This window comes from Salinadaptatus halalkaliphilus, from assembly GCF_006543045.1.
GTDB classification, from domain to species: Archaea; Halobacteriota; Halobacteria; order Halobacteriales; family Natrialbaceae; genus Salinadaptatus; species Salinadaptatus halalkaliphilus.
Genome location: NZ_RBZW01000019.1, coordinates 26,361 through 51,623, shown reverse-complemented (window position 1 = coordinate 51,623; position 25,263 = coordinate 26,361). Strand labels below are relative to the sequence as shown.

Below are 25,263 nucleotides of genomic sequence, written 5' to 3'. Positions count from 1 at the left end.
TTACTACCATGGCGATTCGGCCCACATGAGTGTTGGGCCGTTCTGGATCGATCGGGAGCAGCGTTGACGGTCGTGACATCGTCAGGACGAACCGAGTCCGGGCAAGCCATCCCGACGAACACCGACTATGACGGCGATACCGACGCTTGCAAGCACTGTGCCGAACGCGATTGCGCCGAGTCCTCGGAGGCCTGAAGCCGTGCCGAGGAGGGATGCGTTGTCATCGAGATCGGCCGACTGTTCGGTGGCCGGTGTGTGACTCCCGCCGTCGACCGGCTCGAGCACTATTCCCGGTGCTGTGCCGTTCACACGCGGCTCACCACGGGCGCTGGCAATTACCTCGAACTCAGTTCCTGGCTCGACGATGTCGAGGTCGATATTCGCTTCGAACGTCCCACGGTCGTCGACTGTCGCCGTCTCGCTGACCAGAAACGGCGTACCGTCAGTCGACTCGAGTCGGACGTCTACCGTTTCGCCCGCCTCGAGAGCGGCTTCTCCGGTGATCGCCTGACCGGGGGCTGCCTCGAGTTCGAGCATCTCGTCTTCGTAGACGATCACGATGCCGTGGCTCTCCTGTTTGCGTTCGTCTTCGCCAGTTACGTCATCTTCGACGATGACCGGGACCTCTGCTTTGACCGTCCCGTCGTGTTCGGCTACGAGGGAAAGCCAGGCATCCTCGGGAACGTGGCTCAGGTCGAGCGCTACCTCGAACGCACCGTCGTCGTCGACTACCGTCTCGGTCTCGAACAGCGGGGAACCGTCGTCTCTCGATTCGAGGCGTACCTCGAGTGGCTCACCGGACTCGAGCCCGGTCGTGCCTTCGAACGTCTCCACCGGATCGTGTTCGCTGTCGGAATCAGAGATGGTCCCGCTCGTCTCGAATCGAACCGTCGGTTCAGCGAGGAGGGTGCCTGCGTGATATCCGTCGCCGTCGTCGACGGAGACGCCGTAGGATCCACCCGGCAGCTCGCCGTCGATGTCGTTCTCGTGGACAGTAACGTTTCGCACCTCGGCATCGGCGGCCGACAGCGATTCGGTCGGGTCCTCACCGACGGTACCAGTCGCTAGTTCGATCGTCACGTTCTCGGCAGTAGGCTCGAGTTCGACCTCGAGGTGGAGGTCGTCGCCGACGTGGTCGAGTTCGAAGACGAACATGTCTCCACCCGTGTTCGTGACGTCGATCTCGACTGTCTCACCAGGGTCGACTTCGATCGACAGCTGTCCGTCCGCGAAGCCGAATCGATCGGCCTCGTGGTCGTGCTCGGCGTCGGGACCGTCGGCCACCACCGGAACCGCGAGAACGGTCGCCCCGACCGCGAGGACGAGTACTGCAAGCAGTAGTCGATGGGACTCGAGTACGGCGTTCGTTCGTTGGAGGGCCGTCGTTGGCATCATCCGATCGGTACGCGCCAGTGGATAGTCAAACTCGGCATAACTCAAATGCCGCGTTTAGTCGTCCCATCGGGGAAGCTCGGGTGATCACCCGCAACACATGACGACAATCCGTATCACTGCCCGCTGACTGGTATCTTACTCGATAGGCAAGCAACCCATATCCCTCGTTCTCGTAGTGTGATCCATGTCCACGTTCGACGATAGAACCGACGCCGGCGAACGACTGGCCAACGATCTCGAGCGACGGGGACTCGAGGCAGATATCGTGCTGGGCATTCCCCGCGGCGCGTTACCCGTCGCGCGTCCGGTCGCCGACGCGCTCGAGGCCGACCTGGATGTCGTCGTCGCGCGGAAGTTGGGCGCGCCGGAGAATCCGGAACTCGCCCTCGGCGCGGTCGCGAGCGACGGCACCGTCTGGTACAACGACGGCCTCGTCGACCGAGTGGGCGCGTCGGCGGGCTATCTCGAGGACGTTCGCGAGGCGGAGGCCGAAAACGCACGCCAGAAGGCCGACCGCTACCGCGAGACGCCGGGGCTTGCGCCGCTCGAGGGCAAGCGCGTGGTCGTCGTCGACGACGGCGTCGCGACCGGCGCGACTGCGAGGGCCTGTCTCCGCCAGGTGCGGGCGGCTGGCGCGGGATCGGTCGTGCTCGCGGTTCCCGTCGGCTCGCCGCGGTCGGTCGAGGAACTCGAGGGCGACGCCGACGACGTGGTCGCGCTGGAAACCCCGGCGGACTTTCGAGCGGTCGGCCAGTACTATCGGGACTTCGGGCAGGTGACGGACGAAGATGCGATCGCGTACCTCGAGCGGTGATCCGTCGCTCGTCCGGAAACCCGTCGCTCGCCGTCCGAAACGCCCTGGAAAACAGGTAGCCGTTGGGCAACGCGCCACCGTCCAGGGTCTGGTCTCTCTTGGTTCCGAAGCCACAGAAACAGTCGCTGAACAGTTTCCGGGGTATGCACACGCTGGCCGACGGCTTTTTTCGAGGCTGGTGATAGCGCGGTACATGAGTCAGGACGGCCGCGACCGCGACCGTGTGCAGGACCGCGCCGAACAGCGCACATCGAGTCGCGCCGAGACCACCGAATCGATCCTCGAAGACGTCGAGCGCGACTTGGGCGACCTCGAGTATCCGACCACGAGTGAGGAACTCGCGACGGTGTACGCCACCGAGCCGATCGATCTGCCCAACGAGACGGAGTCGCTGGGCAGCATCTTCGATCTCTTGGGCGGCGAACAGTTCGAGGACCCGCAGGCGGTCCGGGAAGCCGTCCACGGCGAGCTTACCGGCCAGGCTGGCAGTCCGGACGAGGCCAATCCCGAGCGCGATCTCACTCGCCTCGAGGACGACAAACAGGGGGCCCCGAGCGAGGAAGCGACTCGCTGTGACTGACCGGAAACGGATTGGCGACCCAACCGATCGCCGGGAACGACGGTCGCCGGTATAGCAGAACGGATTTACGTCAGCGTCGTCTGCTCTCGTGTATGGATTACGAATCGAGTCTCGACCGTGCGATGGAGGACGTTCCGGACATCGGTGGCGACGAGGAACGGCTTCAGATCCCGGACGCCGAGGCCCAGAAAGACGGCGCCTTTACGCGGTTTACGAACCTCGGAGATATCGCCGATACGCTCTCGCGCGAGGCCGAGCACCTGCACCGGTTCATCCAGCGAGAGATGGGGACGAGTGGCAAGTTCGAGGACGGGCGTGGCCGGTACAACGGCACGTTCACCGACCAGGACTTCGACGCGGCCGTCGACGCCTACGTCGACGAGTACGTCCTCTGTTCGGAGTGTGGCCTACCGGACACCCGCCTCGTCCGCGAGGATCGGACGCCGATGCTTCGCTGTGACGCCTGTGGTGCATTCCGTCCGGTGACCAAGCGCTCGACGAGCAGCCAACAACAACAGCAAACCGAGGCCGTCGAAGAGGGCAAGACCTACACCGTCGAAATCACCGGCACCGGCCGCAAGGGAGACGGTGTCGCGGAAAAAGGAAAGTACACGATCTTCGTCCCGGGCGCGGACGAGGGCGATGTCGTCGACATCTACATCAAGAACATCTCGGGCAACCTCGCGTTCGCTCGACGCGACTGATCACCCCCTGCCGATCCGGTCGCTGTCGACTCTCCTCTCGTCGAACGATTTCCGACGATTCACCCACCGAAGATCGCCGCTCGGCGATCGGTTGTGCTGTGAGTCGACCGCGAAATTAAAGTCCACTTGGGCTAGTCACACGGACGTGGGAATCTCGTTCGATCTCTTCGGTACCCTCATCGCTGTCGACCAGCCGACCGACCCCGCGACAGCCGTCGCGACCGAACTCGAGGCCAGAAACATTCCGGTGCCCGACGACTGGGGGGATGCCTACACCGAGGTCCACGTCGATTCGCCCGCGGGTGCCGAAGTGCCGCTGCCAGCTCACGTCGCTCGAGCGCTCGACAGCCGCGGGATCGACGCCGACCACAACGCCGCCAGACGGGCGGTCGTCGCGGCGTTCGATCCGACCGTCGAGACCAGAGACGGCGCCCTCGAGGCCATCGAGACCGCCCGCGCGTACGGGCCGGTCGCGATCTGTTCGAACTGCTCGGTGCCGGAACTGGTCGGGCGGACCCTCGTCAGGGCCGCGTTCGGGCGCGACGATGTCGACGCCGTCGTCTCCAGCGTCGGCTGTGGCTGGCGCAAGCCGGCACCCGAAATCTTCGAGCGGACGGCAGCCGCACTCGATGTCGCACCCGAGGCGTTGATCCACGTCGGCGACGACCGCCGGACCGACGGCGGCGTCGAGTCCGTCGGCGGCCAAGTCGTGTTGCTCGAAGAGACGCCGCTCACTGCGGTTCCCGCTCGGCTCGAGACGCTCCTGGAGGCTCGAGAGTAACAATGAAACGGGTCGGCGCGAAACGGCTCCTGGAGGCCGGATCGTGACGGGGACGACGCTCGCGCTGCTCGGACTCGCGTTCAGCCTCGACCTGTTGGTCGGCGAACCGCCGAACGCCGCCCACCCGGTCGCGTGGTTCGGCCGGCTCGTCGACGCGCTCGATCGACGGTGGCTCGAGACCGACCGCGGGCAGCGACTCGTCGGGGTAGCTATCGCGGCGTTCGCGCCGCTCGTGCCGGCCGTTGCGGCGGGCGGGGCCGTCGTTCTCGTCGGCGGCGTCAGTACGCTGGCGGCCGCAGTCGTCGCGGGGTTGGTACTGTTTCTGTCGATCAGTCTCCGATCGCTGCTCGAACTCACCAAGACGGTGATCGAAGCGACCGAGGACGACCTCGAGACGGCTCGCGAACAGATTCGTGGGCTCGTCGGCCGGGAGACGGCGACGCTCTCGCCCGGTGAGTTACGGAGCGCAGCGATCGAAAGCGCGGCCGAGAACCTCGCGGACGGGCTGGTCGCGACGCTGGTGCCCTTCGCGCTGGTCGCCCCGATTTCGCTGCCGGCCGCCGCGGCGGTCGCCGCCTGGGTCAAGGGTGTCAACACGCTTGATTCGATGCTGGGGTATCCCGACAAACCGATCGGAACGGCGAGCGCCCGTCTCGACGATCTCGTGATGTGGCTGCCGGCCCGGCTTACCGCTGGCACGATCGCGATCGCGGCTGGCGATCCGGCTGCACTCGGACGGGCCCGCAGGTGGGCTCGTGACCCACCCTCGCCGAATTCGGGCTGGCCGATGGCCACGCTGGCCTGCGTCCTCGAGCGTCGATTGACCAAGCCGGGCGTCTACGATCTCAACCCCGACGCCGCGTTGCCGACGCTCGCAGACGGCGAACGCGCGATCACGCTCGTCGGTTTCGCGGCCGTCGTGGCAGTGATCGTCGCCGTCGTCGTCGCAGCGGTGACGACAGCGGTCGGGATAGCGCTCGAGCCGGGGGTGGTGCCGTGACCAACAGTACCCTCTCGCCGGGAGCCGTAGCCGGGCGCTGGCTCGGCGCGATCCGCGGCGGTGTCGGATTTCTGACGCGGCTTCCGGTGTCGTTTCGGGACGGCGACTGGGAGGCCCTTCGGGAGACGCCGGCAGCGTTTCCCGTCGTCGGCTATCTCGCGGGTGCGATCGCCGCGATTCCGTTGTTGGCAGTCGGGACGCTCTCGAGCGGGCCGGTCGCGTTTGCCTACCTGCTTGCGGTCTACGCCGTCGTCGGCATCCATCACCTGGACGGGGTCGCGGATCTGGGCGACGCGCTGGTCGTCCACGGCGACACGGAGCGCCGCCGCGAGGTGCTGAAGGATACGACCACGGGTGTCGGCGCGATTCTAGCCGTCGCCGTCGTCGTCGCCGGGCTCGCACTGGGCGGACTCGGGGTAGCCGGACTCACCGTCGCTGGGGCCGTCGGCGTCGTTATCGCCGCCGAGGTCGGGGCAAAACTCGGGATGGCCGCGATGGCCTGTCTCGGTCACGCGAGCTACGAGGGAATGGGAAAGTCGTTCACCGAGGCCTCGAGTCCCGCTTCGGTGCTCGGACCGATCGCCGTCGCCGTGCCCGCCGTTGGCCTGACCTGGCCACATCCGGCCGCCGCCGTCGCGGTCTGTGGGGCGGTCGCCGCCATCGCGTTACCGTGGTACTGGGCGACCCACCACCTCGGGGGGATCAACGGCGACATCTTCGGCGCGGCGAACGAAATCGGGCGCGTGGCCGGCGTCCACGCGGGGGTGATCGCGTGGACGCTGTTGTGATGTGTGGCGGCGAGGGAACTCGTCTCGAGAGCCACCACGAGAAGCCACTCCACCCAATCGACGGCGTCCCGATGGTCGATTGCGTACTCGCGGCCCTCGCGGACAGCCGTGTCGAGACGATCTACGCGGCCGTCTCGCCGAACGCACCGGAGACGAGAGCCTATCTCGAGGGAAGCGACGACGGGATAGACGACTCGCTACCGGGGTCCCCAACGCCCGTCGAAACCGCCGGCGAGGGCTACGTGGCCGACCTGCTGGCGCTGCTCGAGCGCCCCGCCCTCTCGGCGCCAATAGTTACCGTCGCCGCCGATCTCCCACTGCTCGAGCCGGCCGTCATCGACCGGCTGCTCGCGGCCCACGGCGACAGCGCGGCATCTCGAACCGTTTGCGTACCGGTATCGTTGAAACGCCGACTCGCGGTCAGCGTCGATTCGACGCTCGAGTCACACGACTACCTCGCGCCGACCGGGGTCAACGTCGTCGGCAACTCCGCACAATCTATGCACCACGTCAGTTACGACCCGCGACTCGCGGTCAACGTGAATCGACGTACAGACGCCCGGACAGCGGCGAACCACCTTCGACGAACCGACCAGGGGGTGGCTCGTCGAGACGGGACCAGTGGCGAGGCACACGGCCAGCGACGGGGAGGTGACGATCCGTGCGCGTAATCCTCCCGGCCGGAACGACCGAGACAGCGCTCATCGAGGGTATCAGCGCGGCTGGCGCGGCTCCCGCGCTGATGGCACACACTCCCTCAGCCGATGTCGAAATCCTCGAGTACGGCCGACCGACCCAGTCGCCGGTGACGCCGGTTTCACCCTCGGGCTGTCCGACGCCCGCAGCGATCACGCGCGCGGTTCGGGAGGTCGTCGGTTTCGATGTCTCAGTCGTCGACGCCGGACTCAGCGAGCCGACGGCTGCACCGACGGTCGACGTCGGCGCCACGCCGGGACGGGACATCCGCGACCCCGTCGCGGTTCCCGACGCCTCGTCGATCTACGATCGCGCACGTGAGTTCGGGGCGAGCCTGCCGGACGAGGCGCTTCTGATCGGCGAGACGGTCCCCGGCGGGACGACGACCGCGCTCGCCCTCTTGACGGCCCTCGACGAACCCGCTGACGTCTCCTCGTCGCTGCCCGCGAACCCCCTCGAGCAAAAGCGCGTCGTCGTCGAGGACGCCCTCGACGAAAGTGGCCTCGAGGCGGGCGCCTGCGTGGGTGATCCCCTCGAGGCGATCCGCGCGGTCGGCGATCCGGTCCAGCCGACGGTCGCCGGCATCGCTGCGGGCGCGCTCGAGGCGGGTATCGAGGTCACACTCGCGGGCGGCACGCAGATGGTCGCCGTCGCGGCCGCACTTCGCCACGCCGGCCTCGAGGCGCCGCTGTCGATCGCGACGACCTCGTTCGTCGCCGACGAACGCGACGGCGGACTGCAGGCGGCCTGTGACCGACTCGACTGTGATCTCGTCGTGACCGATCCCGGGTTCGATGCCCGCGATCACGTCGCGATGAACCGCTACTGCGCCGGCGAGGCCAAAGAAGGCGTCGCGATGGGGGGTGCGTTGTCGCTGGTTCCCGACGGCGAGATGGCCACCGTCCGCGACCAGTTCGAAACGATCTACGCGCGTCTCGGGATGGGGGACGGCGAGTCCGTCGACGGGGGACTCCCGGATCGATCACCCGCCGACGATGCGGGCGACCCCGACGCGCCCGCCACGGAGGGCGGTCGTGGATCCTGAGGCCGTTCGAGCCGGGGAGCGTGTCCCCCACGGCGGCGAGACCGATCCGGCCGTACTCGACTTCTCGGCCAACACGAACCCTCACACGCCGGACGGTGTCGCCGACATCTACGCCGACGCTCTCGAGGCGTCCCGTCGCTATCCGGACGACGCGTATCCGGACTTTCGAGCGGCGGCGGCCGCGTTCGTCGGGTGCGAGCCCGAGGCGGTGGTCCCGACGCCCGGGGGGCTGGCGGCGATCCGGCTCGCGATCGAGACGTCCCTCGCGGCCGGCGACGAGGTGCTCGTTCCCGCACCGAGTTTCGGCGAGTACGCCCGTGAAGTCGAGCTACAGGGCGCGAAACCGCGGTTCGTCGCTCACGACGAACTGCTCGCGATCGAGGACGCTGCCCTCGAGTCCGCGGCGCTGGCGATCGTCTGCACGCCGAACAATCCGACGGGCGAGGCGATCGCGTTCGAATCCCTTGAGGCGTTCGCGAATCGCTGTCGAACGGCCGAGACGACGCTGCTGATCGACGAGGCCTTTCTGGGCTTTACCGACCGGCGATCTGCGGCGACGCTCGCGGCGGATCACGTCGTCGTCGCGCGTTCGCTGACCAAGCTGTTCGGCTTGCCGGGGCTGCGAGCCGGATTCACGGTTGCGAGCGGAACGAAACGGGACACCCTCGAGACGGCCCGTCGCGCCTGGTCGCTCGGGACGCCAGCGGCCCGCGTCGGCGCGTACTGTCTCCGCCAGCCCGCGTTCGTCGAGCGGACGCGTCGACGGGTCGAGCGCGAGCGCGAGCGTCTTCGCGAGGCCCTCGAGGGGCGGTTCGATGTCGCTCCCTCCGACGCCCCGTTCCTTCTGTGTGACGTCGGTAGCCGCGACGTCGATTCGATCCTCGAGTCGGCGCGAGCTGACGGCGTCGCGGTCCGGGATGCGCGCACCTTCCGCGGGCTGGACTCGCACGTCCGCGTCGCGATCAAGGACCCGGCGGCAAACGACGCGATGCTCGGCGCCCTCGGCGTCGACAGAACCGGTTCCGACGGCGACGCGGACGATTTCGAATAGTTCTTTTCGGCGTCGGCCGGAACCGGTAGACGAATGACCGACGAGTCGCCGGGCTACGAGGGCCGTCGCCGCGACGGCGTGCTTCGAGTCGACAGACCGGGGACCGAGTGGCTTTCGAGCGGACCGGCAGGGGGGCGAGTCCGGGCCGACTGCGCGTACAACGTTTCGGTTCCCGACGGCTGGACTCGCACCGACCTCGAGACCTACGTCGACGAGCGCCTCGAGCGCGCGGGATTCGCCGAGCCGATCGGTGGGCAGCCGGGGACGGTCAGCGAGCGGCCACCGTCGCTACTCACGGGCGTCGATATCGCCGACGCTCGCGGCGCCCGGTGTGGATCGGTGACGGCTTACGCGACCGCTGGCATCTCGAATCCCGCCGCGTTGCCGATGGCGCCGACGGGCGGGTCGCTTCCGAGTAGCGTTTCCGACGCGGCGACCGGTGAGGGAATCTCGAGCGATTGTCCGGGGTCTGGCACGGTCAACGTGATCGTCGGGACGACCCGCGCGCTGGGCGACGGCGCGCTGGCGAACCTGCTCGCGGTCGCGGCCGAAGCCAAGGCTGCGACGCTGCTCTCGATAACCGGCGTTCCGGGGACGACGACCGACGCGGTCGTCGCCGGTCACGATCCCGCGGGCCGCCCGGCGGCGTTTACCGGCAGCGCGACGCCCGTCGGGGCGGCGACTCGAGCCTGCGTTCGCGAGGCCATCCGGGCATCGCTCGAGGCCCATTACGAGGGCTGTGACGCGACCGTTCCGGCCTCGGTCGAGGACGCCGAGTACGGCGTGTCGACGGACGTACGAGCGGACGTGTTTCTCCCCGATCGGTGCTGAGACGGATTCCTCTACCGATGTCCCGGCGCACCCGCGACGGGGCGGCGGGTGGGCCGGCAACGACGTACAGGAATCCGTATGACACTGTCGGCCAACTGCCGATGAAGAGAAGTTGCCGGACAGGGAAGACGACTGTTTACGACAGTTTCGTCCGACAGTATTAGTCACCGCGAGCCAAATGGACGGTCGATGACCGAGACCGATCCGAGTTCGATCCGGTCGCTCGCGATATCGCCGGCGGACGCCACCAACGCTTACGCCTACACACAAGAGAACCCCGGCGACGCCGTATTGCGGGTGACGCCACCGTTTCACGGTCGGATGCGCGCTCGCTTACACGTCTACCAGATCGACGATACGCCGGTTACCGGCGCAGTTCACGTCGATCCTGCAGCCGTGATCGACGACGACGTCCTCGCGGCGTATCCACACCTCCAGGACGAGGGTCACACGAACGCCGAGGACGAGGGTCACACGAACGCCGAGGACGAGGGTCACACGAACGCCGATGGCGACGATGGCACGATCCACGCAGACGAATCCGACGACGTGACCGCCGATACGTCGACGTCAACCGAACGTCGTCGAAAGCGCCGCGCCGAGGCGGTCGATCGCTGGCGGACGCGAGCCCAGGACGCGATCGTCGAGACAGTCGCCCTCGAGACCGACACGGAAACACACCGCGTCGATGTCAAACTGATCGGCTGATCGGCGGAGCCGATCGACGGCACGAACCTCGCGGTGACTCACTGCGCCAGTCGACGCCTCGAGGCGTCGACCCCGACGTATGCCGGCACTTTCACTTTCACTTCGGACGGATCGGTTTGACGTTGACTCACACCAATTGACTGGCATGACGTTGATCGTCGATCGAACGACAGCCCACGATCACACCGCCACGGAACGAACGTCTCCGACCCGCAATTCGAGCGAGCAACGGTACATCGACGTCTCCGACCTCGACCTCGAGGGGATCGAAGCGTTCGTCGCCTCGAGTCTCGAAACCGACCACGTCGCGCTCGAGCAACGGGGAACACGAACGTATCTTTGCGTCGAGTCATGAACCGCCAATCCCCGCGGCGCTATCTGGCCGGGACCGCCGTCGAGAGCGGTGTGTGCTCGACCGTCGTATTCACTGACCGGTTTGCCGGTGGAATTTTGGGACATATTCTTTACCGGTGCACGCAACAAAACCGAATATGGATGCGCAGCCGTGGTCGACAACAGTGGCAATGACTGACGAGCAACGACCGAGTATGGCGGTTATCGATCTCGTCTCCCGAGCCACTGGTGTCGATCCGCTCGAGCTCGAGCCGCTGTACGACGTGATCGATCCGGACGTACTCGATACGATATGTCGCGCCGACGGATTTTCGTCGTTGGAATTTACGTACGCCGGCCGAACGGTCGCGCTCCAGGCTATCAGTGAGGGCGTCGAAATTACGCTCGACGGTGGGACACAGCAAGGCACCGAAACGCTCGGGTTCGCCGAGACGGAATCCTCGGACTAGTTTTCGTCGACGACAGCACGATCCATACTGTCATACAGAGCGGTAGCTGTCAGTGCCGGCACGGCCGTGATTCAAGCTGTCGTTGTGCCAGTGTTCGGGACCCCCTCCCAGTGACGAGCGTCTCTCGATCGGTAGTACTGACTCTTTCGGCGAATTTATTATCTCTCTCCAGAGAGTTAACATACTTACGCGGATGTCGATGTCCGGATGATACGACCATGACCGATACTATCGAGCGGTGGTTCGTTCCGCCATGAAACATCTTTGGCTGGGGAACGGCACAGACGACCGGCAGGCAGGTACAACACCTCGAGTGCTCGAGGCCCCTCCTCGTGACCGACGACGGCGTCCGCGAGGCTGGTGTTCTCGAGCCGGTTACGGAATCGCTCGAGGCGGCCGATATCGAGTACGAAATCTTCGACGAGACGGTTCCGGACCCGACCAGTGCCGTCGTCGACGCGGCTGCCGAGCGATTCAAGGTGGTCGATGCCGACGGAATCGTCGGCGTCGGCGGCGGCTCGTCGATCGATACGGCCAAAGCTGCGGCTGCGATCGCGACCACCGGCGACGATGTCCTCGAGTACGCCGGCGTGGGTAACGTTCCCGCCGAGACGCCGCCCCTGGCCGTGCTGCCGACGACTGCCGGCACTGGCAGCGAGGTCACGAATTGGTGTGTGATCCGCGACGAGGACGCGGGTATCAAACGGTCGATTGGCAACGGAAAACTGGTTCCCGACGTTGCCGTCGTCGATCCCGAACTCACTGCGAGCGTCCCTGAAGCGATTACGGCTGCAACCGGGATGGACGCACTTACTCACGCGATCGAGGCGTACGTCTCGATCCATCGACAAAGCCGTACCTCCGCGCTCGCGCTGGATGCGATCGAGAAGATCGGTACCTACCTGCCACGAGCCGTCGATCGACGAGATACCGATCGCGAGGCGTTGACGGCGATGGCGACCGCGAGCAACTAGGCCGGCATGGCGTTCAACGGGGCCGGCCTCGGCGCCGTTCACGCGCTCTCACATCAGGTCGGCGCGGCGTTTCACGTCCCACACGGGCTCGCCAACGCGATCTTGCTCCCCTACGTCATGGCGTACAACCGCCCACAGGTCCCCGAGCGATTGACGACCGTCGCCGCGGCGCTCGGCGAACCCATCGACGACAGCCAGCTGCCGCGACGTGAGGCCGCCAAGGGCGTCCGTGCCGTCCGAACGCTCTGTGCCGACATCGACATTCCAGCGACGCTCGAGGGCGTCGACGCCGACCGCGAGGCCATCCCGGAACTCGCCCAGCAGGCACTCGCCGACGGCTCCCTGGTCAGCAATCCGCGGACGACCGACGCCGACGATCTCGAGGCGATACTCGAGCGCGCGTTCGACGGCGCGTTCGAATACGAGTCGACGCTCCACGCGTAGCGGATCGTCCTCGAGTCGGGCAGCCCGGAAACGAGTTACACCGGATGTCGAAGCGCCCACACGTCCTCGCGTGGCTCGAGGCGATGGGGCTCGGTTCCGCGGTCGGTCAGGATCCCGACGTGGTACAGCATGGTCTTTAGCTGGAACACCGTCGGCGAGTGATAGATCCCGCCGTCCTCGAGTGCGTCGGCCTGGAGGGCACCGTCCGCAGTCAGCACGCGGCGGCGCACCCCCTCGTCGTTGCGGACGAACAACTCGATCGCAACGGAGGGATGGAGTTCGTGGAGGTGTTCGACGAACTCGACGAGCGACGGCTCCGTGACCCAGTCGTCGTACAGCGTCTGTAGTTCCCCCACGAGCAACTCCGTGGCGGGATAGGCAAACAGGATGCGACGCGCGAGTCGCCCCCACGCCGGGGCGTCGTCGATGAATCGAGTTCGAGAACGATACCACGATTCGAACGCGCCTAGGGCTGCCTCGAGCGATCCGCACTCTGACATCCCAAAGCGGACGACTTCTCGGCCCAACGCCGTCAGCTCGGTCGTCGGGCCGGTCTCGATCAAGCCCAGAAACGCGGCGCCGCGTCTGGCGTCTTCGGCCGCACCGACGATATCGTGGGTCGATAGCAACCGCTCGGTCTCGCCGTCGGCCGCGAGTGCTAGCGGGTACCCCAAATAGTTCTTCGGATGGTTGAGGCCGAACGACTGCTCGGCGACGCCCTGGGCACTCGCCTGAAAGCGAACGGCCGTCGCCTCACCAGTCGTACGATTGCCGACGACTCGCGGGACTTCGATCGGGCGAACGGCACCGTCGGCGTCGACGCCGAGGACACCCACGTTCAGCTCCCGGGCGAGGGTGCGGTCGGTCGCCGAAATAGCGTCGGCCGGCGCGGCAACGTAGGCCGCGTTGGCCTCGTGGAGCCGATCGTACGCCTGGACGATTCCCTGGTGAGTGTCGACGCCGCGACTTGCGTACCCCTTGGCTTCGACGGCGATCAACGGCGGCTCGTCGCCGAGGCGATCGACCGCAAGCAGTTCCGACTCGAGACAGCCAACGCCGACGAGATCGGGATAGCCGCTCCCGACCTGAACGTGATTGAACGGCGCGAGTCGCTCCCGAACGGCCGGCGCGATCCGATGGCCGGGCCGCCACTCGTCCTGGGCGAACTGCGTATCGGCGACAGCGTAGGACCGCGTCGCTTCGGTCCGATCGTCGGGAAAGAGCCGCCGCTTGGTGTGAGCGAGCACTTGCGGCTCCGACAGTGACCGAACGTCGCTGCCCATGGGCTCGAATGCGCGAGGTATCCAAAGATCCTTTCGGCGATACCGGGACGACGGCCACACGAGCTGTCGACGAGACAGCGTGGAACGACACGCTCGAGCGAACCGCTCTACAGAAATTGGTAGGCGATACCTGCAAGCAGCGTTCCGCCGCCGAAGGCGGCCAGGGCCGCGCCCAGCATCCAGATCGCCGCGTGGGGGTCGTAGAAGTACGTCGTCCAGAGGCCGATCACGACGCCGATCGCACCGGTCGCAAGTAACGATGTAGCCCGTTCCATACCGGCCCATCTCACCCCTGGCTCAAGTAGACTGTCGATTCCGTGTCGGTGTGGTCGCGTTTCGTGTCGGTGTGGTCGCGTCGATCCGGCGGCCAAACTATCGGCTCGCGATCACTCGGTGTCGAACTCGGCTCGAAGTTCCTCGAGTTCGGCTTCCTCACCCATGATGCTGAACGAGCCGTCCCAGTTGTCGTCTTCCATCGACGCGGCAAAGTCCGGACCGAGCGCGTAGGAGCCGATCACCTCGCCGTCGACGTGGACCTGCAGTTCCTGGGCCATCGGATCGCTGAACCCGTCGACGGCCTCGAGTTCAGCGACGAAGTTGTCGACGGTCTCGTCGGCAAAGCGGATCGGGACGTGGTAGATCTCCCGGGTGTCGTCGTATTCGACGGTGCCGATGTCGTCGACGCCGCCGTACGTTGCGAGGACGATATCCTCGGTATCTTCGTCGTTGTCGTCCGCCGTTCGTCGGTCGACCGTCGTCACGAGCGGGGCATCGGGATCGGACACGGTAACGGCAGTGTCGTCGTCATCGGACTCGTCGTCAGCCGGTTCGGGGTCTTCCGGATCGTCATCATCGCCGAGGCAGCCGGCGGTAGCGGCGACCGCGAGGCTGCCGGCAACGAGAAGCTGCCGTCGTGAGGGCATAGCGGACGATTCGCCTGAAGACGCTTAAATTCCGGTGGGATTGCCGTCAACGATATCGACCGTCCGATATATTAGCTGCGAGCCGCCAGCCACAGGCCAGTCATCCCCATCAGGGGCCCCGGTAGCATCGCAATCAGTGCTACCGCAAATGGCCGGGAGATTTATAGGTCGAGGTGGTAGCCCGAGAGAGACCCACGGACCACCTGTATGAAACGCGTGCGACTCACGATCCGACCGCGAGGGTCCGACCTGCCGCTGACGTTCGAACGGACGACCGGCGCCGACGAGCCGTTCGCTCGCGTCGAGGTCGTCAACTGGAACGTCGGCGGGCCGACGGCCGCGTTCTTGCTCCGCGTTCGGGGTGATCGCTGCCGATTCGAAACCGCACTCGAGGACGATCCGGGGGTCGAGACATACGAGTTCCTACCGGTCGACGACGGCACGTGGTACTGCTTCGTCGCTGGCAGTGGCACGGCACGCGCGAGCCCTCTGGGAGACCTTCAAGCGTGGGAGCCTGCTAACGATCCCGCCGGCGACGTGGAACGGCGACGGCAGCTACACGTTCACGATCGTAGGTCGAGACGCCGATGTCCAGTCGGCCATAGAGTGCGTTCCGGACGACGTTCTGGTCGATATCGAGTCGGTCGGCGGGACACAGATCGACGCGGACAGCGTGCTCGATGACCTCTCGGATCGACAGCGGGCGGCCGTCGAGGCAGGCCTCGAGCTCGGTTACTACGACGAGCCTCGCGACGCGACAACCGAGGACATCGCCGCCGAACTCGGCTGTGCGCCGTCGACTGCAGCCGAACATCTCCGGAAAGCCGAGTCGACGGTCCTTCGTGGCCTCTTCGACGGTCGCCGATAGCGTTGCAGTCGCATCGTTGCCTCCAGCGATCGTAGTCAGTTGGCATACGAGTTCGAACCACACAGCGTGGCTCGTCCGTTAGTCGCGGGCCAACGCGTTGAGAAGGTATGTAAAGAGTCCGAGGCCGGCGATCGCGCCACCGATTCCAAATCCTGGGATCTCGAGTAGTACGTCCGGCTCGTCGGATTCACTGCCAGTTTCCGCTCCTGTCTCGTCGTCTTCGTCGCTATCGCCTTCGGAATCGTCGTCAGCCGCTTCGTCGCTGCCGTCGTCGTCAGCCCCGTCACCATCCTGGCGGTCGGTTTCGGAGACGACCACCGGAGCCGCTCGGACAGGTTCGTCGAACGTCGCTTCCCACAGTTCGCTCCCATCGTCGGCGTCGATCGCGAACGTCGACTCGATATCCGAGCCGACGTAGACGACGCCGTCGGTCGCGGTCGGCGAGGATCGAATCTGGCCGGCGGTTTGATACTCCCACCGTCGTTGCCCGTCTTCGGTGGCTACTGCAAACAGATTCCCACTATCCGAGCCGACGAAGACGGTATCGCCAACGACGACGGGGTTCGACCGAACCTCGTCGATCGTCGAAAACTCCCAGTTCTGTGAGCCGGTGGCGGGATTGAGCGCATAGAGCGTCGCGTCGTCGGAGCCGACGAACACGCTCGAGTCACCGACCGCCGGTGACGACCGAACCTGTCCCTCGGTGTCGAATCGCCACCGCTGGCGCCCGCTCGAGGAGATCGCGTACAGATAGCCGTCGTCGGAGCCCGCATAGACCGTCGTTCCGTCGACGGCCGGCGTCGTCCGTACGGCGTCGGACGTTCTGAACGTCCACTCGCCGGATCCCGAGTCGGCGTCGACGGCGTACACTCGCCCATCGTCGGACCCCACGTAGACGGTCCCGTTGGCGACCCGCGGCGACGACCGAATGTCGTTGCCCGTCTCGAACGTCCACAGCTCCGTGCCGTCGGTTGCGTCGAACGCGTACAGTGTCCCCTCGTAATCGCCGACGTAGACGACGCCGTCGTCGACGGCCGGTGGCGATCGAACGCGGCCATCGGTCTCGGCTGCCCACCGCTGGGAGCCATCTTCGGGCTCGAGCGCGTACACGCCCTCGTCCGAGGAATCGATGCCCGCGTACAGCGTTCCGTTACTGGCGGCGAGCTGTGGCGACGCGACGCGCGATCCCATGTCGACCGCCCACTGCTCGCGCCCCCGTTCGAGCTCGAGTCCACGAACGTGATTGTCTTCCGTGCCGACGTACACCAGTGGCTCGAACTCGTCTGCCACCGCGCTGTTCGAACTGCCCAATACTGCCCCGCCGAGTGTTCCGGCCCCGATACCTGCCAGAACCAACCGACGACTGTAGTTCCTCCCCATCGTTCTGTGTTGTTGAATTCGCTCGTGTCTGCGTCGCTGTGCTACTGTCCTCGTCGTGGCCTGGAATTACGCTTCGTCCGCCCCCTCGTCGTCTGTCGTCTCCTCGTCCGGATCCGAGTCTTCGTCGGCCGCTTGTTCCTCACCTGACGATTCGTCGTCAGTCGCTTCATCTGCTTGATCCGCCTCTTCATCGCCGCTGTCTGCCTCTTCATCGCCGCTGTCTGCCTCTTCATCGCCGTTGTCTGCCTCTTCATCGCCGCTGTCTGCCTCTTCATCGCCGCTGTCTGCCTCTTCGTCACCTGTTTCTTCGGCACCCGAATCACCGTCGTCCGGCGCGTCTTCAGCCGGCGAGTCGACGGCTACCTCGATAGCGTCGTATTCGGAGTCGAACGAACCGCCCGAGTTGTTACCAGCCTGAATGGTTAGATTACCGCTGTTCTGGATGTCTAAGGGTTCGGAATCGAACTCTCCATCGTCGACGGATATGTGTTCGGACCACTCGTCATCAGCATCCGAATCGAAATCGACCTGTACATCATCCTGATCTGTCTCACCATTTATCCAAATCGCGCCATCATTTGGGACCACAATCACTGACTCGTTTTCGAGTGGGTAGTGTTCGTCTTCGCCTTGGATAACGAGTTCGTCGAACCCTGTCTCTCCATCGTCGCCAATTATTCCCAACGGACCAAGCGCCGTCGGCACTGCCCCGCCGAGCCCAACCGCTATCAACACGTTGACGAGCAACAACAAGATGACTACGACCGCAGCGGCAGCGCCGACGCCTGTGACAGCAGCTCGAGTGGGCTTGCTCAACCCCGACAGCAATCCGCCCGAACTCGAGGAGCTGCCCGCGTTCATCGCGGGCGACTCGAAGATCGAGAGCTCCCGTTTGAGACGGTTGCGGATCTCGGCGTCACTTTTGTCGGTTTGCATCCGGAGGTCGCTGACATCTTGCTTGATCGAGGCGAGCATCGTCTGCGTGAACTGGCGTTCCATCTGGGAGCGCGCGTTGTCCATCTTCGCTTTCGTGTCCCCAATCGGTGTGAGCCCGCTGTGGTTGCCGACCTCGATCACCAGATTGGTGTCCGGGAGATCTGACGTATCGGCATTGTCAGCGATCGCGATGCGCTGGGCCGGATTGTTGCTGTATTTCTGGAACAGGCTCAACGCGGACTCGGTATCGCGAACCCCGAAACTGAGTCGCTGGCCGGAACTGAGGAGATTCTCGACTAGGTCGTGCTCGAAATCCGAGCCGGGAACCCGCGTCTGACTCTGCTCGAGTTTCCTGAACACCTCGACATCGTTCCCGGATGTCTGTAAGACCATCCCGTACTCCTGCTCGACGAGTTGGCGCAGATCGGATTTGAACTGCCGGAAGACGTTCTGTTGCTGGCGGGTCTGATACACCGCGTAATACTGCTCGGAGCGACTCGCGTTCGAATCGCTCGCTCGGAAGAACGCGGCGATCTTGATCTCCGAACCGAACTCGGCGTACACCTTGACCCCACTGAAAAAGAGGTCTTTGATCAGTTCGCTTTGCTGTCCACCACCGCTTGGGTCGTACGGTTTGCCTTGTGAATCGTAGATCGTTAAGTCAGTCATTCGTGGTCACCGCCCGAGTTCCTCGAGCAATTGGTCGAAGCCGATCGTCATCACGGATCCCGTCTCGTCACGCATGGGGACGCGGTCGCCGTCGTCGTTGACTCGCGTCTGGTAGTAGACCGGATGAATCTCGGTGCTGGTCGTCTGCCGGATAAGCGACTCCACCTGCTCGCTCTGGCGCAACTCCCTGCTGACGTACGATTTGAACTCGTCGAAGGCGAGATGGGCCTCGATCCCCTCTTCCTCCCGGAATCGGTCGGCGAGGATGTCGGCCTTCGTCGCGACCACGAAGACGCTGGTATCGTCGACGGATTGCAGGATGCTGAAGTACTCCTTGATGTCGAGCCCTTCGCCGTTGACGTGGCGCTCGGTGTCGACCAACAGGATGAGCGTGTCCGCGCTCTCGACACCTCCTGCGAGCCGAAGCAACGTGTTGTCCGTATCCTCCTCCGTAACCGCCCCTGCGAGAACGTCGGGCAACCGACTCAGATACTCGCCGGCGTAGTCGATACTGGCGATTTTCACGTTCTTCGGAAACGTCGATCCGTGGACGTACTGGAACTCGAGGTCTTTGATCTCGCCTTGCCCCGTCGCATCGACGATCCACCCCGAGGAGCGTCGGTCGAGGTTTTCGACCATCTCCATCAGATCCTGGCTCGGCTGCAGCGGCGTGTTATTCGTCGCTTCGTCGTTTGGATTCCGATTCAGGGCCGCGAGATACGACCCGATCAGGAACAGACTCTTGCCGGAAGCCGGTGGCCCCAGAACGAAGAAGTCCTCCTTGGCATCGTACTGGATGAACTGTCGTACCGTGACCAACACGACGGCTGCGACGCCGAGGTTGAACAGCAATCCATCAGTTTCGACGCCGACGTCCGGGTTATCGACGGCAAAGACGACCAGTCCCTCCGAGGAAATCTCGATGAACTCCGGATACAGCACGTGATACTCGACCAGCGAGCCGAGGATGAGCACGACGACCATGACGTAGATGCCGAACGACGCTCGCCTGAACTCCCTGGCTCTGGCGGTTTCGGCCTGTAACAGTTGCCGTCCGCCCCCGGCGAGAAAGCCGAGCACGACGCCGACGCCGAGCCAGCCGAGATTCGCCGTATCGGTAAATTCGATATTTGGAATGAACAGCCCCATCGACTGGAGCCCGAGCATCGCGATCGCGAGCCCGATCCACAACAGGTATCCCTGCCACCGTTTCTTGGGGTCGATCGTCATCAGGACGAGCAGTCCCAGAAAGATGCCCAAGAAAAAGACGCTCACGCCCTCGAGGTCGATGATATCCACGAGATGCCGGAGATCGAGAAAGGCTCTCGAGACGTGGCCGTTCTCGTATGCGGCCCCGAACAGCCGTCCCAGCGACGGCATCAATACGAGCATGAGAATAAAGTAGCTCAGGAGCCGGACTTTCTCGCGGTGCTGATGGAGTGTATCAACGACGTCGCCGATCATTCCATTTCACCGCTGTATTCGAACGACTGCGCGGCGGTGCCGTCGTCCGACGCTGCCGACTCGTCTCCGGACGAGTCGTCCCCGCTTGAGGCCACTTCGACGCGTTCGACGTACTCCTCGAGCAGTCCGTCGACGATCTCGGGTTCCTCCTGGAGATAGAAGCCAACGCCGTCGTCGTCTTCTAAGTTGAGTGTGTCCTGGCGTCGAACGTAGAATCCGTCGTCGAGGCCGTAGTTGTGGTGGATGAGGATGTCCTCGCCCAACTCGGTCGCTCGCTTCTCGTATCCGGATCGGTAGCCGTCGGGCTGGACCATCTTCCGGAGGTTGTCCAGGAAGATCCCATCGATAAAGACGCTCAGGCCGATGTCCCAGGTGTCGCCGATGGTGTGTTGCCAGCTCGTGTAGGGGTTCTCGACGCGGTTGCCGCTCGCGCCGAGGTCGAAGGCGTTGTTGAACCTGTTCTCGAAGTCGATCGCGTCGGGATCGATCTGATCGACGGCCTGGCTCAGTACGCCGACGCGGATTTTGATGTCGGTGTAGCGCTGCCGATCCTTGCTGAATCGCCGCTTTTTGATCCCCGAATACTGTTCGTTGAAGACGTTCTCGACGAGATCCTCGAGCGCGCCGTGGATGCGCTGGTTCTCCTCCCGACTCGAGAAGAGATCGCTCTCGCCGATATCTTCGTCGCCGGTCACCCGGAAGATATCGTTTGGCTTGGTGTTGGTGACGTAGGCCGACTCGTCGCGTTCCGTCGACACCGACCGCGTCGACTCGGTCTCGTACTCGCTGCGCCGTTGGTTGAACTCGGCGATCTGACTCGAGTAGGTCTCTCGTTGCTGGCTGAGCTCCTCGAAGACGTCGATCGTCGCCTCGTAGATCGCTTCTTCGTCGCCGAGTTCGTCGAGTTCGGTTTCGATCTCGTCTTTTCTGGTTTTGATTTCGTCGGTTCCTTCGATCTCCGCTTCGAACGCCTGACGTGCGATATCGCGCAACGCTTCGAGATCCGGGCCTCGGTCGAGCTCCGACTGGAATTCCCGACGGAGATCGTCGGATAGCTCCTCGATCTGTCCCCGGAGTCCCTCGAGAATCTCCTCTTCGAGCCTTTGCGTTCGGTCCTGCAGATCCGCGACGATCGACTGGCCGTCGAAGATGACTTCTGCGGTAAAGGTCTCGCCCGGCGGGCCGACGCTGAACACCCCTCGATCGTCGATCTTGTTCTTTTGAACCCGGAAGTTCCGATGGGCCTCCTCTTTGGCTTGCTCGGTCTTGCCGGACCACGGGGTGATCTTTTCGATCGTCCCTTCCTCCATGTTCATCGTCAGGAACGCCTTTCGAACCTCCTTGAGCGCCGTCGTCGAGGTCTCGATGTCGTCGCGCGTCTCGTGGAACGTCACGCCGACCTGGTCGAGTGTCGACTCGAGGTCGTCGAGGTGCTGACTGATGTCCTGGCTGGATACTTGGTTGACCCGCTCTTCGCTATCGGCGTTGACGATCTCCGATCTGAACTGCTCGAGCGAGCGGCTCAATGCCGTGAGATCGCCCTCGATTCCGTCGATGTCGATCGACTGCAACTGCTCGACCGACGACCGCGTCTCACGAACCCACGTCTGGAGGTTGCGATTGATCTCGTCTTCCTGTTCGGCCTGCAGGCTCTCGAGTTCCTCGACGGTCTCTTCCAGATCGGACTCGAGGCGCTCCCGACGGTCGGTCACGTCCTCGAGTTGGGCCTCCAGTCGATTGAGTTTCACACCGGGGTTGCCACTGCCGTCGTCGCTGCCGATCAAGAACTCGATGGTATCGCGCACTCGGTTGTCGTCGATCGATTGCTTCTGGACCAGCAGCCGGTGGCGCTGGATGATCGCCTGGAGGTCGGCTTCGATGACCTCCGCGAGATGTTCGTCGATCGTGTCGACGAACCGTCCGGCCTCTTTGCCAGTCGTATCCACTGCTCGAAGCGAGCCCGAAATAATGTCGATCTGATCGGAGATGTCGTCGCCTTCGTTTTCGGCGTCGGCGATTATATCGGTGAATATCGATACCGACTCGTACTCGAGTTCGTTGAACAGGTCGAACTCCAGCAACGACTGGACCTCCTCGAGTCGGCCGTTCAGATCCGCTCGATCGAGGTCGCGCAGGCCGTCGCCGCTCGGCCCGCCGTAGTGGGTATCGAGGAAGCGCTCGAGGGTCGTATAGATCTCCCGTTCGGCCTGAACCGCTTCCTGTTTGAGGTTGAGTATCTCACGAAGTGCCGTCCGACCCTCGTTTACCGCCTCGACGTTGTACCGCAGGATCTGCGGGATACCGATGGTAAACGGCGCGTAGTCCGGCGAGTCCGCGAACGGATCTTCCGTACCGACGGTGTTGTAGTACGCCGCCAGCAGGTAGATGATCCCCTCGTCGAACTCCTGGAGCAACTGGCTGTTCTGGATTTTGTTGCCGCCTTTGCCGTCGAAATCGGTCGGATCGATCGGCATCAGCACCCGGTCTTTGAACGCCGGTTCGTCGATCAGGTTCAGATACTCGAGTTCAGAGAGGACGGCGTAGGCGTTTGCGTTTTCGCGAACTCCTTCGGTGTGGTTGGGCAGCACGCCAAACAGCGTGATCTCGGCCGTTCGCTGTTTCTGCTGGAGGTGGCGTGCGAGGTCGATGACGACGCCCGAACCGGTACCCCCGCCGAGGCCGGCCAGGACGGCGACTTTCCCCTTGTCGGGGAGATCGATGTAGGTCGATAGCTCGTCGTCTTCGGCGTAGGCCTTGTAGTACATCGCCTTCCCCAGGCCGCGTTTTCGGACGACGCCGGTGGCGAAATCGAGGTTCTCGTTGATGTGTTGGCTTTCGACCCACCAGTCGTCTTCGTCCATCCCGTTGCCGGCCGTGATGCGGGGCACGGCCTTCTCGCCGATCAGGTCGTTCTGATCGTTGAGTTGAATATTTCGCGTGATGAGTTTGTACTCGACGTCGATATCGCCGGGTCGCCCGCGTTCGCTGTCCCGGAGTTCGGACTTGATCGAGGAGATGGTGTCACGAATGTCTGCGATTCGCTGGCGATCCGCATTCTCTTCTTCCTCCGCCGTATCCAGGATCGTGACTCGAACCGAATGTGGGTTCGGACGCGGCTCTAACACGTCACGAAGCACCCACTCCGATTCTAACAGTTCGAACGCTATTTCCTTCCCAGCTCCCCCAACTGAAAATATCCGCTCTGGTAAATTCATTTGCTGAATAGTTCTAAAATACTGATTGTTCTATCTCCACTTATTTCTTGTTGCCAGACGAGTTTGGGGTGTAAGCTGCCCGCAGCGCGTCGAATCGAACAGTCATACGTTGCCGCATATGTTCCATACCCTATAACGTTAAATTAACAAATCATTGGAATTCCCACATGCCGGAGCCCGGACCTTTTATCAAGCGGTATAGGAGAATACTCCGAGGCGATTCACACTGCGCTTTCGCGCCGTCGCAAGAGCGCCCCTGAGACCGCGACGACGAGACCGGACGCTGCAAGCAACGCGAATCCCGGGAGGAACGAGCCTGTCACGTCGTGGAGGACGCCGATCAACATCGGTCCGAGAAAGCCGCCGATTTCGCCGACGGCAAAGATGAAGCCAACCGCCGTCCCGGTCAGGCGCGCGCCGATCCCCTCGAGGGCCGGCGGGATCGCCCGAACCAGCGGCGAGATGCCGCCGGTCCCGAGCCCGGTGACGACGATGGCCAGTGCCATCAGGAGGCCGGTCCCGCCGACCAGCAGGCCCGTGCCACCGAGGAACGTAACGGACCCACAGCCGACCAGTGCGAGCCGGCGGATGCCAAAGCGATCGGCCAGTTCCGGGACCACGAGCACGCCGCCGACGTACGCGAGGACGAACAGACTCGTGGCCTGTCCGGCGAGGCCGGCGGCGAGCCCGCGGCTCTCGAGGACGGTCGGGAGCCAGCCCTGGACGCCGTGGTTGAGAAAGAGGTACATCGTCCCGATGACGACGACGAGTTGGAGATCACGGTGGGAAAGCACCAGCCGGAGGTCGGACAGCATGCCGGTGACCGAGAACTCGTCGTTGTCGGCGACGGCCGTCGCGTCGATGCGCGAGGCGAGTGCGATCAGGAGCCAGCCCACGCCGTAGCCGACCGAGACGACGCCGCTCCAGAAAAACAGCGCTCGCCAGCCGCCGAGGGCAGGGCCGAGGATCGGCCGGCCGATTGCAAAGACGAGCGCCGAGCCAGCCGACGCGCCGACGAGGTAGATGGCGGAGGGGCGACCGGTCTCGTCGGCCGGAAAGAGCACGGAGACGAGTTTTGGCAGGCCGAAGGTGATCGTCGTCGCGCCGACGCCGATCAGCAACGTCGTCGCGAGCAAGGAGAGGAAGTCGGGCGCGAGGCTGCGCCCGATCTGGGCGAGGCCGTAGATCACGACGCCGACGCCGACGACGCGGCCTGGCCCGACGCGGTCGACGAACAGCCCCGTTGCCAGCGCGAGCGGAATGTACGTCGCCGGAATTGCGCCCGCCAGAATTCCCGCCTGCGTACTCGAGAGGCCGACCTCCTCGATGATCGTCGGCAGATACGCCGGCAGCGAGAACCAGACGAACATCAGACAGGTGTAGCTGAGCGTCGCAGCGACGACCAGCCCGTAGGCGCGACGGGTGTCGGTCACGGTTCTACTCGGATCGAGCCGCGAGAGCTACATAAGGGCGGTCAAAGCGGCAGTTTCAGCGGACGGCTCACGGGGACAACAGGGGCGGAGAGTGTCGTCCGGTGTCGGCAGCTACCGGTGGAACGGATCGCGGACGGCTCGACGCCGCGAGCGCTCCGCCCCGACCGTCACCGTGAGCACGCCGTTGTTGAACCACGCCTGCCGGTCGTCGGTGAAGACGTGGGCTCGAGACGGTGGCGAGATGTATCCGTCGGAGACGCCGTCTGCTCGGGAAATGGCGATCTCGATGCACCGCCGGCCGACGGCGACCGAAACGTCTTCGATGCTTGCGGGGAAGGCGTCGACGACGACGGTGAACTCGTCGGCGGTGGCGTCGTAGGACGTTCGAGCGTGAACCGACTCCGTGTCGGGCGACGACGTGCGGGACACGTCCCGGCGTTGTACCGATAGTCGGAAGTCAGCTACCGTGTCAGTATTC

Annotated in this window: 24 protein-coding genes and 1 pseudogene; 15 read left to right on the top strand and 10 right to left on the bottom strand. The window is 64.3% G+C overall.

From position 1 onward, the window contains the following. Window positions 1-81 precede the first annotated feature (81 nt). Window positions 82-1,395 carry a BGTF surface domain-containing protein gene (locus D8Y22_RS07040; RefSeq protein ID WP_217350868.1) on the bottom strand — a complete coding sequence of 438 codons (1,314 nt, stop codon included), beginning with the start codon at window positions 1,393-1,395 and terminating at the stop codon, window positions 82-84. A 184-nt stretch (window positions 1,396-1,579) separates the two neighbouring features. Between D8Y22_RS07040 and D8Y22_RS07035 the strand changes: the two genes are divergently transcribed. The 14 genes and pseudogenes from D8Y22_RS07035 to D8Y22_RS22815 all read left to right on the top strand — a co-directional run bounded on the left by D8Y22_RS07035 (window position 1,580) and on the right by D8Y22_RS22815 (window position 12,614). After that, a complete protein-coding gene (locus D8Y22_RS07035) occupies window positions 1,580-2,209 on the top strand; it encodes a phosphoribosyltransferase (protein ID WP_141464000.1) in 630 nt (209 codons plus the stop codon). Window positions 2,210-2,402: 193 nt separating this feature from the next. Continuing rightward, window positions 2,403-2,789, top strand: coding sequence for a DUF5789 family protein (locus D8Y22_RS07030; RefSeq protein WP_141463999.1), 387 nt, complete (start codon window positions 2,403-2,405; stop codon window positions 2,787-2,789). 92 nt (window positions 2,790-2,881) lie between these two features. Then, on the top strand, window positions 2,882-3,493 hold the full coding sequence (locus tag D8Y22_RS07025; RefSeq protein WP_141463998.1) for a translation initiation factor IF-2 subunit beta: 612 nt from the start codon (window positions 2,882-2,884) through the stop codon (window positions 3,491-3,493). 145 nt (window positions 3,494-3,638) lie between these two features. Beyond that, on the top strand, window positions 3,639-4,274 hold the full coding sequence (locus D8Y22_RS07020) for an HAD family hydrolase (protein WP_141463997.1): 636 nt from the start codon (window positions 3,639-3,641) through the stop codon (window positions 4,272-4,274). Between the two features lie 43 nt (window positions 4,275-4,317). After that, window positions 4,318-5,274 (top strand): adenosylcobinamide-phosphate synthase CbiB, encoded by a 957-nt coding sequence (gene cbiB, locus D8Y22_RS07015; protein ID WP_141463996.1) that lies wholly within the window; start codon window positions 4,318-4,320, stop codon window positions 5,272-5,274. Then, window positions 5,271-6,062 carry an adenosylcobinamide-GDP ribazoletransferase gene (cobS, locus tag D8Y22_RS07010; RefSeq protein ID WP_141463995.1) on the top strand — a complete coding sequence of 264 codons (792 nt, stop codon included), beginning with the start codon at window positions 5,271-5,273 and terminating at the stop codon, window positions 6,060-6,062. The genes cbiB and cobS overlap by 4 nt, the downstream gene beginning before the upstream one ends. Further along, window positions 6,062-6,733 carry an NTP transferase domain-containing protein gene (locus tag D8Y22_RS07005; RefSeq protein WP_141464023.1) on the top strand — a complete coding sequence of 224 codons (672 nt, stop codon included), beginning with the start codon at window positions 6,062-6,064 and terminating at the stop codon, window positions 6,731-6,733. Before cobS ends, D8Y22_RS07005 begins: the two co-directional genes overlap by 1 nt. Beyond that, window positions 6,724-7,803, top strand: coding sequence for a nicotinate mononucleotide-dependent phosphoribosyltransferase CobT (gene cobT / locus D8Y22_RS07000; RefSeq protein WP_141463994.1), 1,080 nt, complete (start codon window positions 6,724-6,726; stop codon window positions 7,801-7,803). The genes D8Y22_RS07005 and cobT overlap by 10 nt, the downstream gene beginning before the upstream one ends. Then, window positions 7,793-8,854, top strand: coding sequence for an aminotransferase class I/II-fold pyridoxal phosphate-dependent enzyme (locus tag D8Y22_RS06995; RefSeq protein WP_174811795.1), 1,062 nt, complete (start codon window positions 7,793-7,795; stop codon window positions 8,852-8,854). Before cobT ends, D8Y22_RS06995 begins: the two co-directional genes overlap by 11 nt. Window positions 8,855-8,887: 33 nt before the next feature. After that, window positions 8,888-9,685: an adenosylcobinamide amidohydrolase gene (locus tag D8Y22_RS06990; RefSeq protein WP_141463992.1), complete on the top strand. Its 798-nt coding sequence runs from the start codon at window positions 8,888-8,890 to the stop codon at window positions 9,683-9,685. 189 nt (window positions 9,686-9,874) lie between these two features. Then, window positions 9,875-10,393: a hypothetical protein gene (locus D8Y22_RS06985; protein WP_141463991.1), complete on the top strand. Its 519-nt coding sequence runs from the start codon at window positions 9,875-9,877 to the stop codon at window positions 10,391-10,393. 145 nt (window positions 10,394-10,538) lie between these two features. Continuing rightward, window positions 10,539-10,748, top strand: coding sequence for a hypothetical protein (locus tag D8Y22_RS06980; protein ID WP_141463990.1), 210 nt, complete (start codon window positions 10,539-10,541; stop codon window positions 10,746-10,748). A 169-nt stretch (window positions 10,749-10,917) separates the two neighbouring features. After that, complete coding sequence (locus D8Y22_RS06975; protein ID WP_246084374.1) at window positions 10,918-11,196, top strand: HalOD1 output domain-containing protein; 279 nt, start codon at window positions 10,918-10,920, stop codon at window positions 11,194-11,196. A 260-nt stretch (window positions 11,197-11,456) separates the two neighbouring features. Further along, window positions 11,457-12,614, top strand: a pseudogene (locus D8Y22_RS22815) (iron-containing alcohol dehydrogenase family protein). A gap of 35 nt (window positions 12,615-12,649) precedes the next feature. Here D8Y22_RS22815 and D8Y22_RS06965 read toward each other — a convergent pair. The 3 genes from D8Y22_RS06965 to D8Y22_RS06960 form a co-directional block, all read right to left on the bottom strand. Further along, window positions 12,650-13,897, bottom strand: a complete 1,248-nt coding sequence (locus tag D8Y22_RS06965) for a hypothetical protein (protein ID WP_141463989.1) — start codon at window positions 13,895-13,897, stop codon at window positions 12,650-12,652. Window positions 13,898-14,004: 107 nt separating this feature from the next. Next, the gene (locus D8Y22_RS22285; protein ID WP_174811793.1) at window positions 14,005-14,172 is read right to left on the bottom strand and encodes a hypothetical protein; all 168 of its coding nucleotides are present in this window, start codon (window positions 14,170-14,172) and stop codon (window positions 14,005-14,007) included. 111 nt (window positions 14,173-14,283) lie between these two features. Beyond that, the gene (locus D8Y22_RS06960) at window positions 14,284-14,820 is read right to left on the bottom strand and encodes a hypothetical protein (protein ID WP_141463988.1); all 537 of its coding nucleotides are present in this window, start codon (window positions 14,818-14,820) and stop codon (window positions 14,284-14,286) included. Window positions 14,821-15,181: 361 nt separating this feature from the next. Between D8Y22_RS06960 and D8Y22_RS22810 the strand changes: the two genes are divergently transcribed. Beyond that, a complete protein-coding gene (locus D8Y22_RS22810; protein WP_449421049.1) occupies window positions 15,182-15,688 on the top strand; it encodes a helix-turn-helix domain-containing protein in 507 nt (168 codons plus the stop codon). Between the two features lie 78 nt (window positions 15,689-15,766). Here D8Y22_RS22810 and D8Y22_RS06950 read toward each other — a convergent pair whose 3' ends face one another. The 6 genes from D8Y22_RS06950 to D8Y22_RS06925 form a co-directional block, all read right to left on the bottom strand. Further along, window positions 15,767-16,978: an outer membrane protein assembly factor BamB family protein gene (locus tag D8Y22_RS06950; protein ID WP_174811792.1), complete on the bottom strand. Its 1,212-nt coding sequence runs from the start codon at window positions 16,976-16,978 to the stop codon at window positions 15,767-15,769. Between the two features lie 156 nt (window positions 16,979-17,134). Beyond that, complete coding sequence (locus tag D8Y22_RS06945) at window positions 17,135-18,673, bottom strand: hypothetical protein (protein WP_141463986.1); 1,539 nt, start codon at window positions 18,671-18,673, stop codon at window positions 17,135-17,137. A 6-nt stretch (window positions 18,674-18,679) separates the two neighbouring features. Continuing rightward, window positions 18,680-20,137 carry an acyltransferase family protein gene (locus tag D8Y22_RS06940; protein WP_141463985.1) on the bottom strand — a complete coding sequence of 486 codons (1,458 nt, stop codon included), beginning with the start codon at window positions 20,135-20,137 and terminating at the stop codon, window positions 18,680-18,682. Then, window positions 20,134-23,352, bottom strand: coding sequence for a tubulin-like doman-containing protein (locus D8Y22_RS06935; RefSeq protein ID WP_141463984.1), 3,219 nt, complete (start codon window positions 23,350-23,352; stop codon window positions 20,134-20,136). The genes D8Y22_RS06940 and D8Y22_RS06935 overlap by 4 nt, the downstream gene beginning before the upstream one ends. 221 nt (window positions 23,353-23,573) lie before the next feature. Further along, complete coding sequence (locus D8Y22_RS06930; protein WP_246084372.1) at window positions 23,574-24,785, bottom strand: MFS transporter; 1,212 nt, start codon at window positions 24,783-24,785, stop codon at window positions 23,574-23,576. 111 nt (window positions 24,786-24,896) lie between these two features. Beyond that, a complete protein-coding gene (locus tag D8Y22_RS06925) occupies window positions 24,897-25,214 on the bottom strand; it encodes an Hsp20/alpha crystallin family protein (RefSeq protein WP_141463983.1) in 318 nt (105 codons plus the stop codon). Window positions 25,215-25,263 lie beyond the last annotated feature (49 nt).

Excerpts from the sequence above, each read along its gene's own strand:
- D8Y22_RS07040 (WP_217350868.1), bottom strand. The coding sequence starts at position 1,395 with ATGATGCCAACGACGGCCCTCCAACGAACGAACGCCGTACTCGAGTCC.
- D8Y22_RS07035 (WP_141464000.1), top strand. The coding sequence starts at position 1,580 with ATGTCCACGTTCGACGATAGAACCGACGCCGGCGAACGACTGGCCAAC.
- D8Y22_RS07030 (WP_141463999.1), top strand. The coding sequence starts at position 2,403 with ATGAGTCAGGACGGCCGCGACCGCGACCGTGTGCAGGACCGCGCCGAA.
- D8Y22_RS07025 (WP_141463998.1), top strand. The coding sequence starts at position 2,882 with ATGGATTACGAATCGAGTCTCGACCGTGCGATGGAGGACGTTCCGGAC.
- D8Y22_RS07005 (WP_141464023.1), top strand. The coding sequence starts at position 6,062 with ATGTGTGGCGGCGAGGGAACTCGTCTCGAGAGCCACCACGAGAAGCCA.
- D8Y22_RS06990 (WP_141463992.1), top strand. The coding sequence starts at position 8,888 with ATGACCGACGAGTCGCCGGGCTACGAGGGCCGTCGCCGCGACGGCGTG.
- D8Y22_RS06985 (WP_141463991.1), top strand. The coding sequence starts at position 9,875 with ATGACCGAGACCGATCCGAGTTCGATCCGGTCGCTCGCGATATCGCCG.
- D8Y22_RS06980 (WP_141463990.1), top strand. The coding sequence starts at position 10,539 with ATGACGTTGATCGTCGATCGAACGACAGCCCACGATCACACCGCCACG.
- D8Y22_RS06975 (WP_246084374.1), top strand. The coding sequence starts at position 10,918 with ATGACTGACGAGCAACGACCGAGTATGGCGGTTATCGATCTCGTCTCC.
- D8Y22_RS06965 (WP_141463989.1), bottom strand. The coding sequence starts at position 13,897 with ATGGGCAGCGACGTTCGGTCACTGTCGGAGCCGCAAGTGCTCGCTCAC.
- D8Y22_RS22285 (WP_174811793.1), bottom strand. The coding sequence starts at position 14,172 with ATGGAACGGGCTACATCGTTACTTGCGACCGGTGCGATCGGCGTCGTG.
- D8Y22_RS06960 (WP_141463988.1), bottom strand. The coding sequence starts at position 14,820 with ATGCCCTCACGACGGCAGCTTCTCGTTGCCGGCAGCCTCGCGGTCGCC.
- D8Y22_RS06945 (WP_141463986.1), bottom strand. The coding sequence starts at position 18,673 with ATGACTGACTTAACGATCTACGATTCACAAGGCAAACCGTACGACCCA.
- D8Y22_RS06940 (WP_141463985.1), bottom strand. The coding sequence starts at position 20,137 with ATGATCGGCGACGTCGTTGATACACTCCATCAGCACCGCGAGAAAGTC.
- D8Y22_RS06935 (WP_141463984.1), bottom strand. The coding sequence starts at position 23,352 with ATGAATTTACCAGAGCGGATATTTTCAGTTGGGGGAGCTGGGAAGGAA.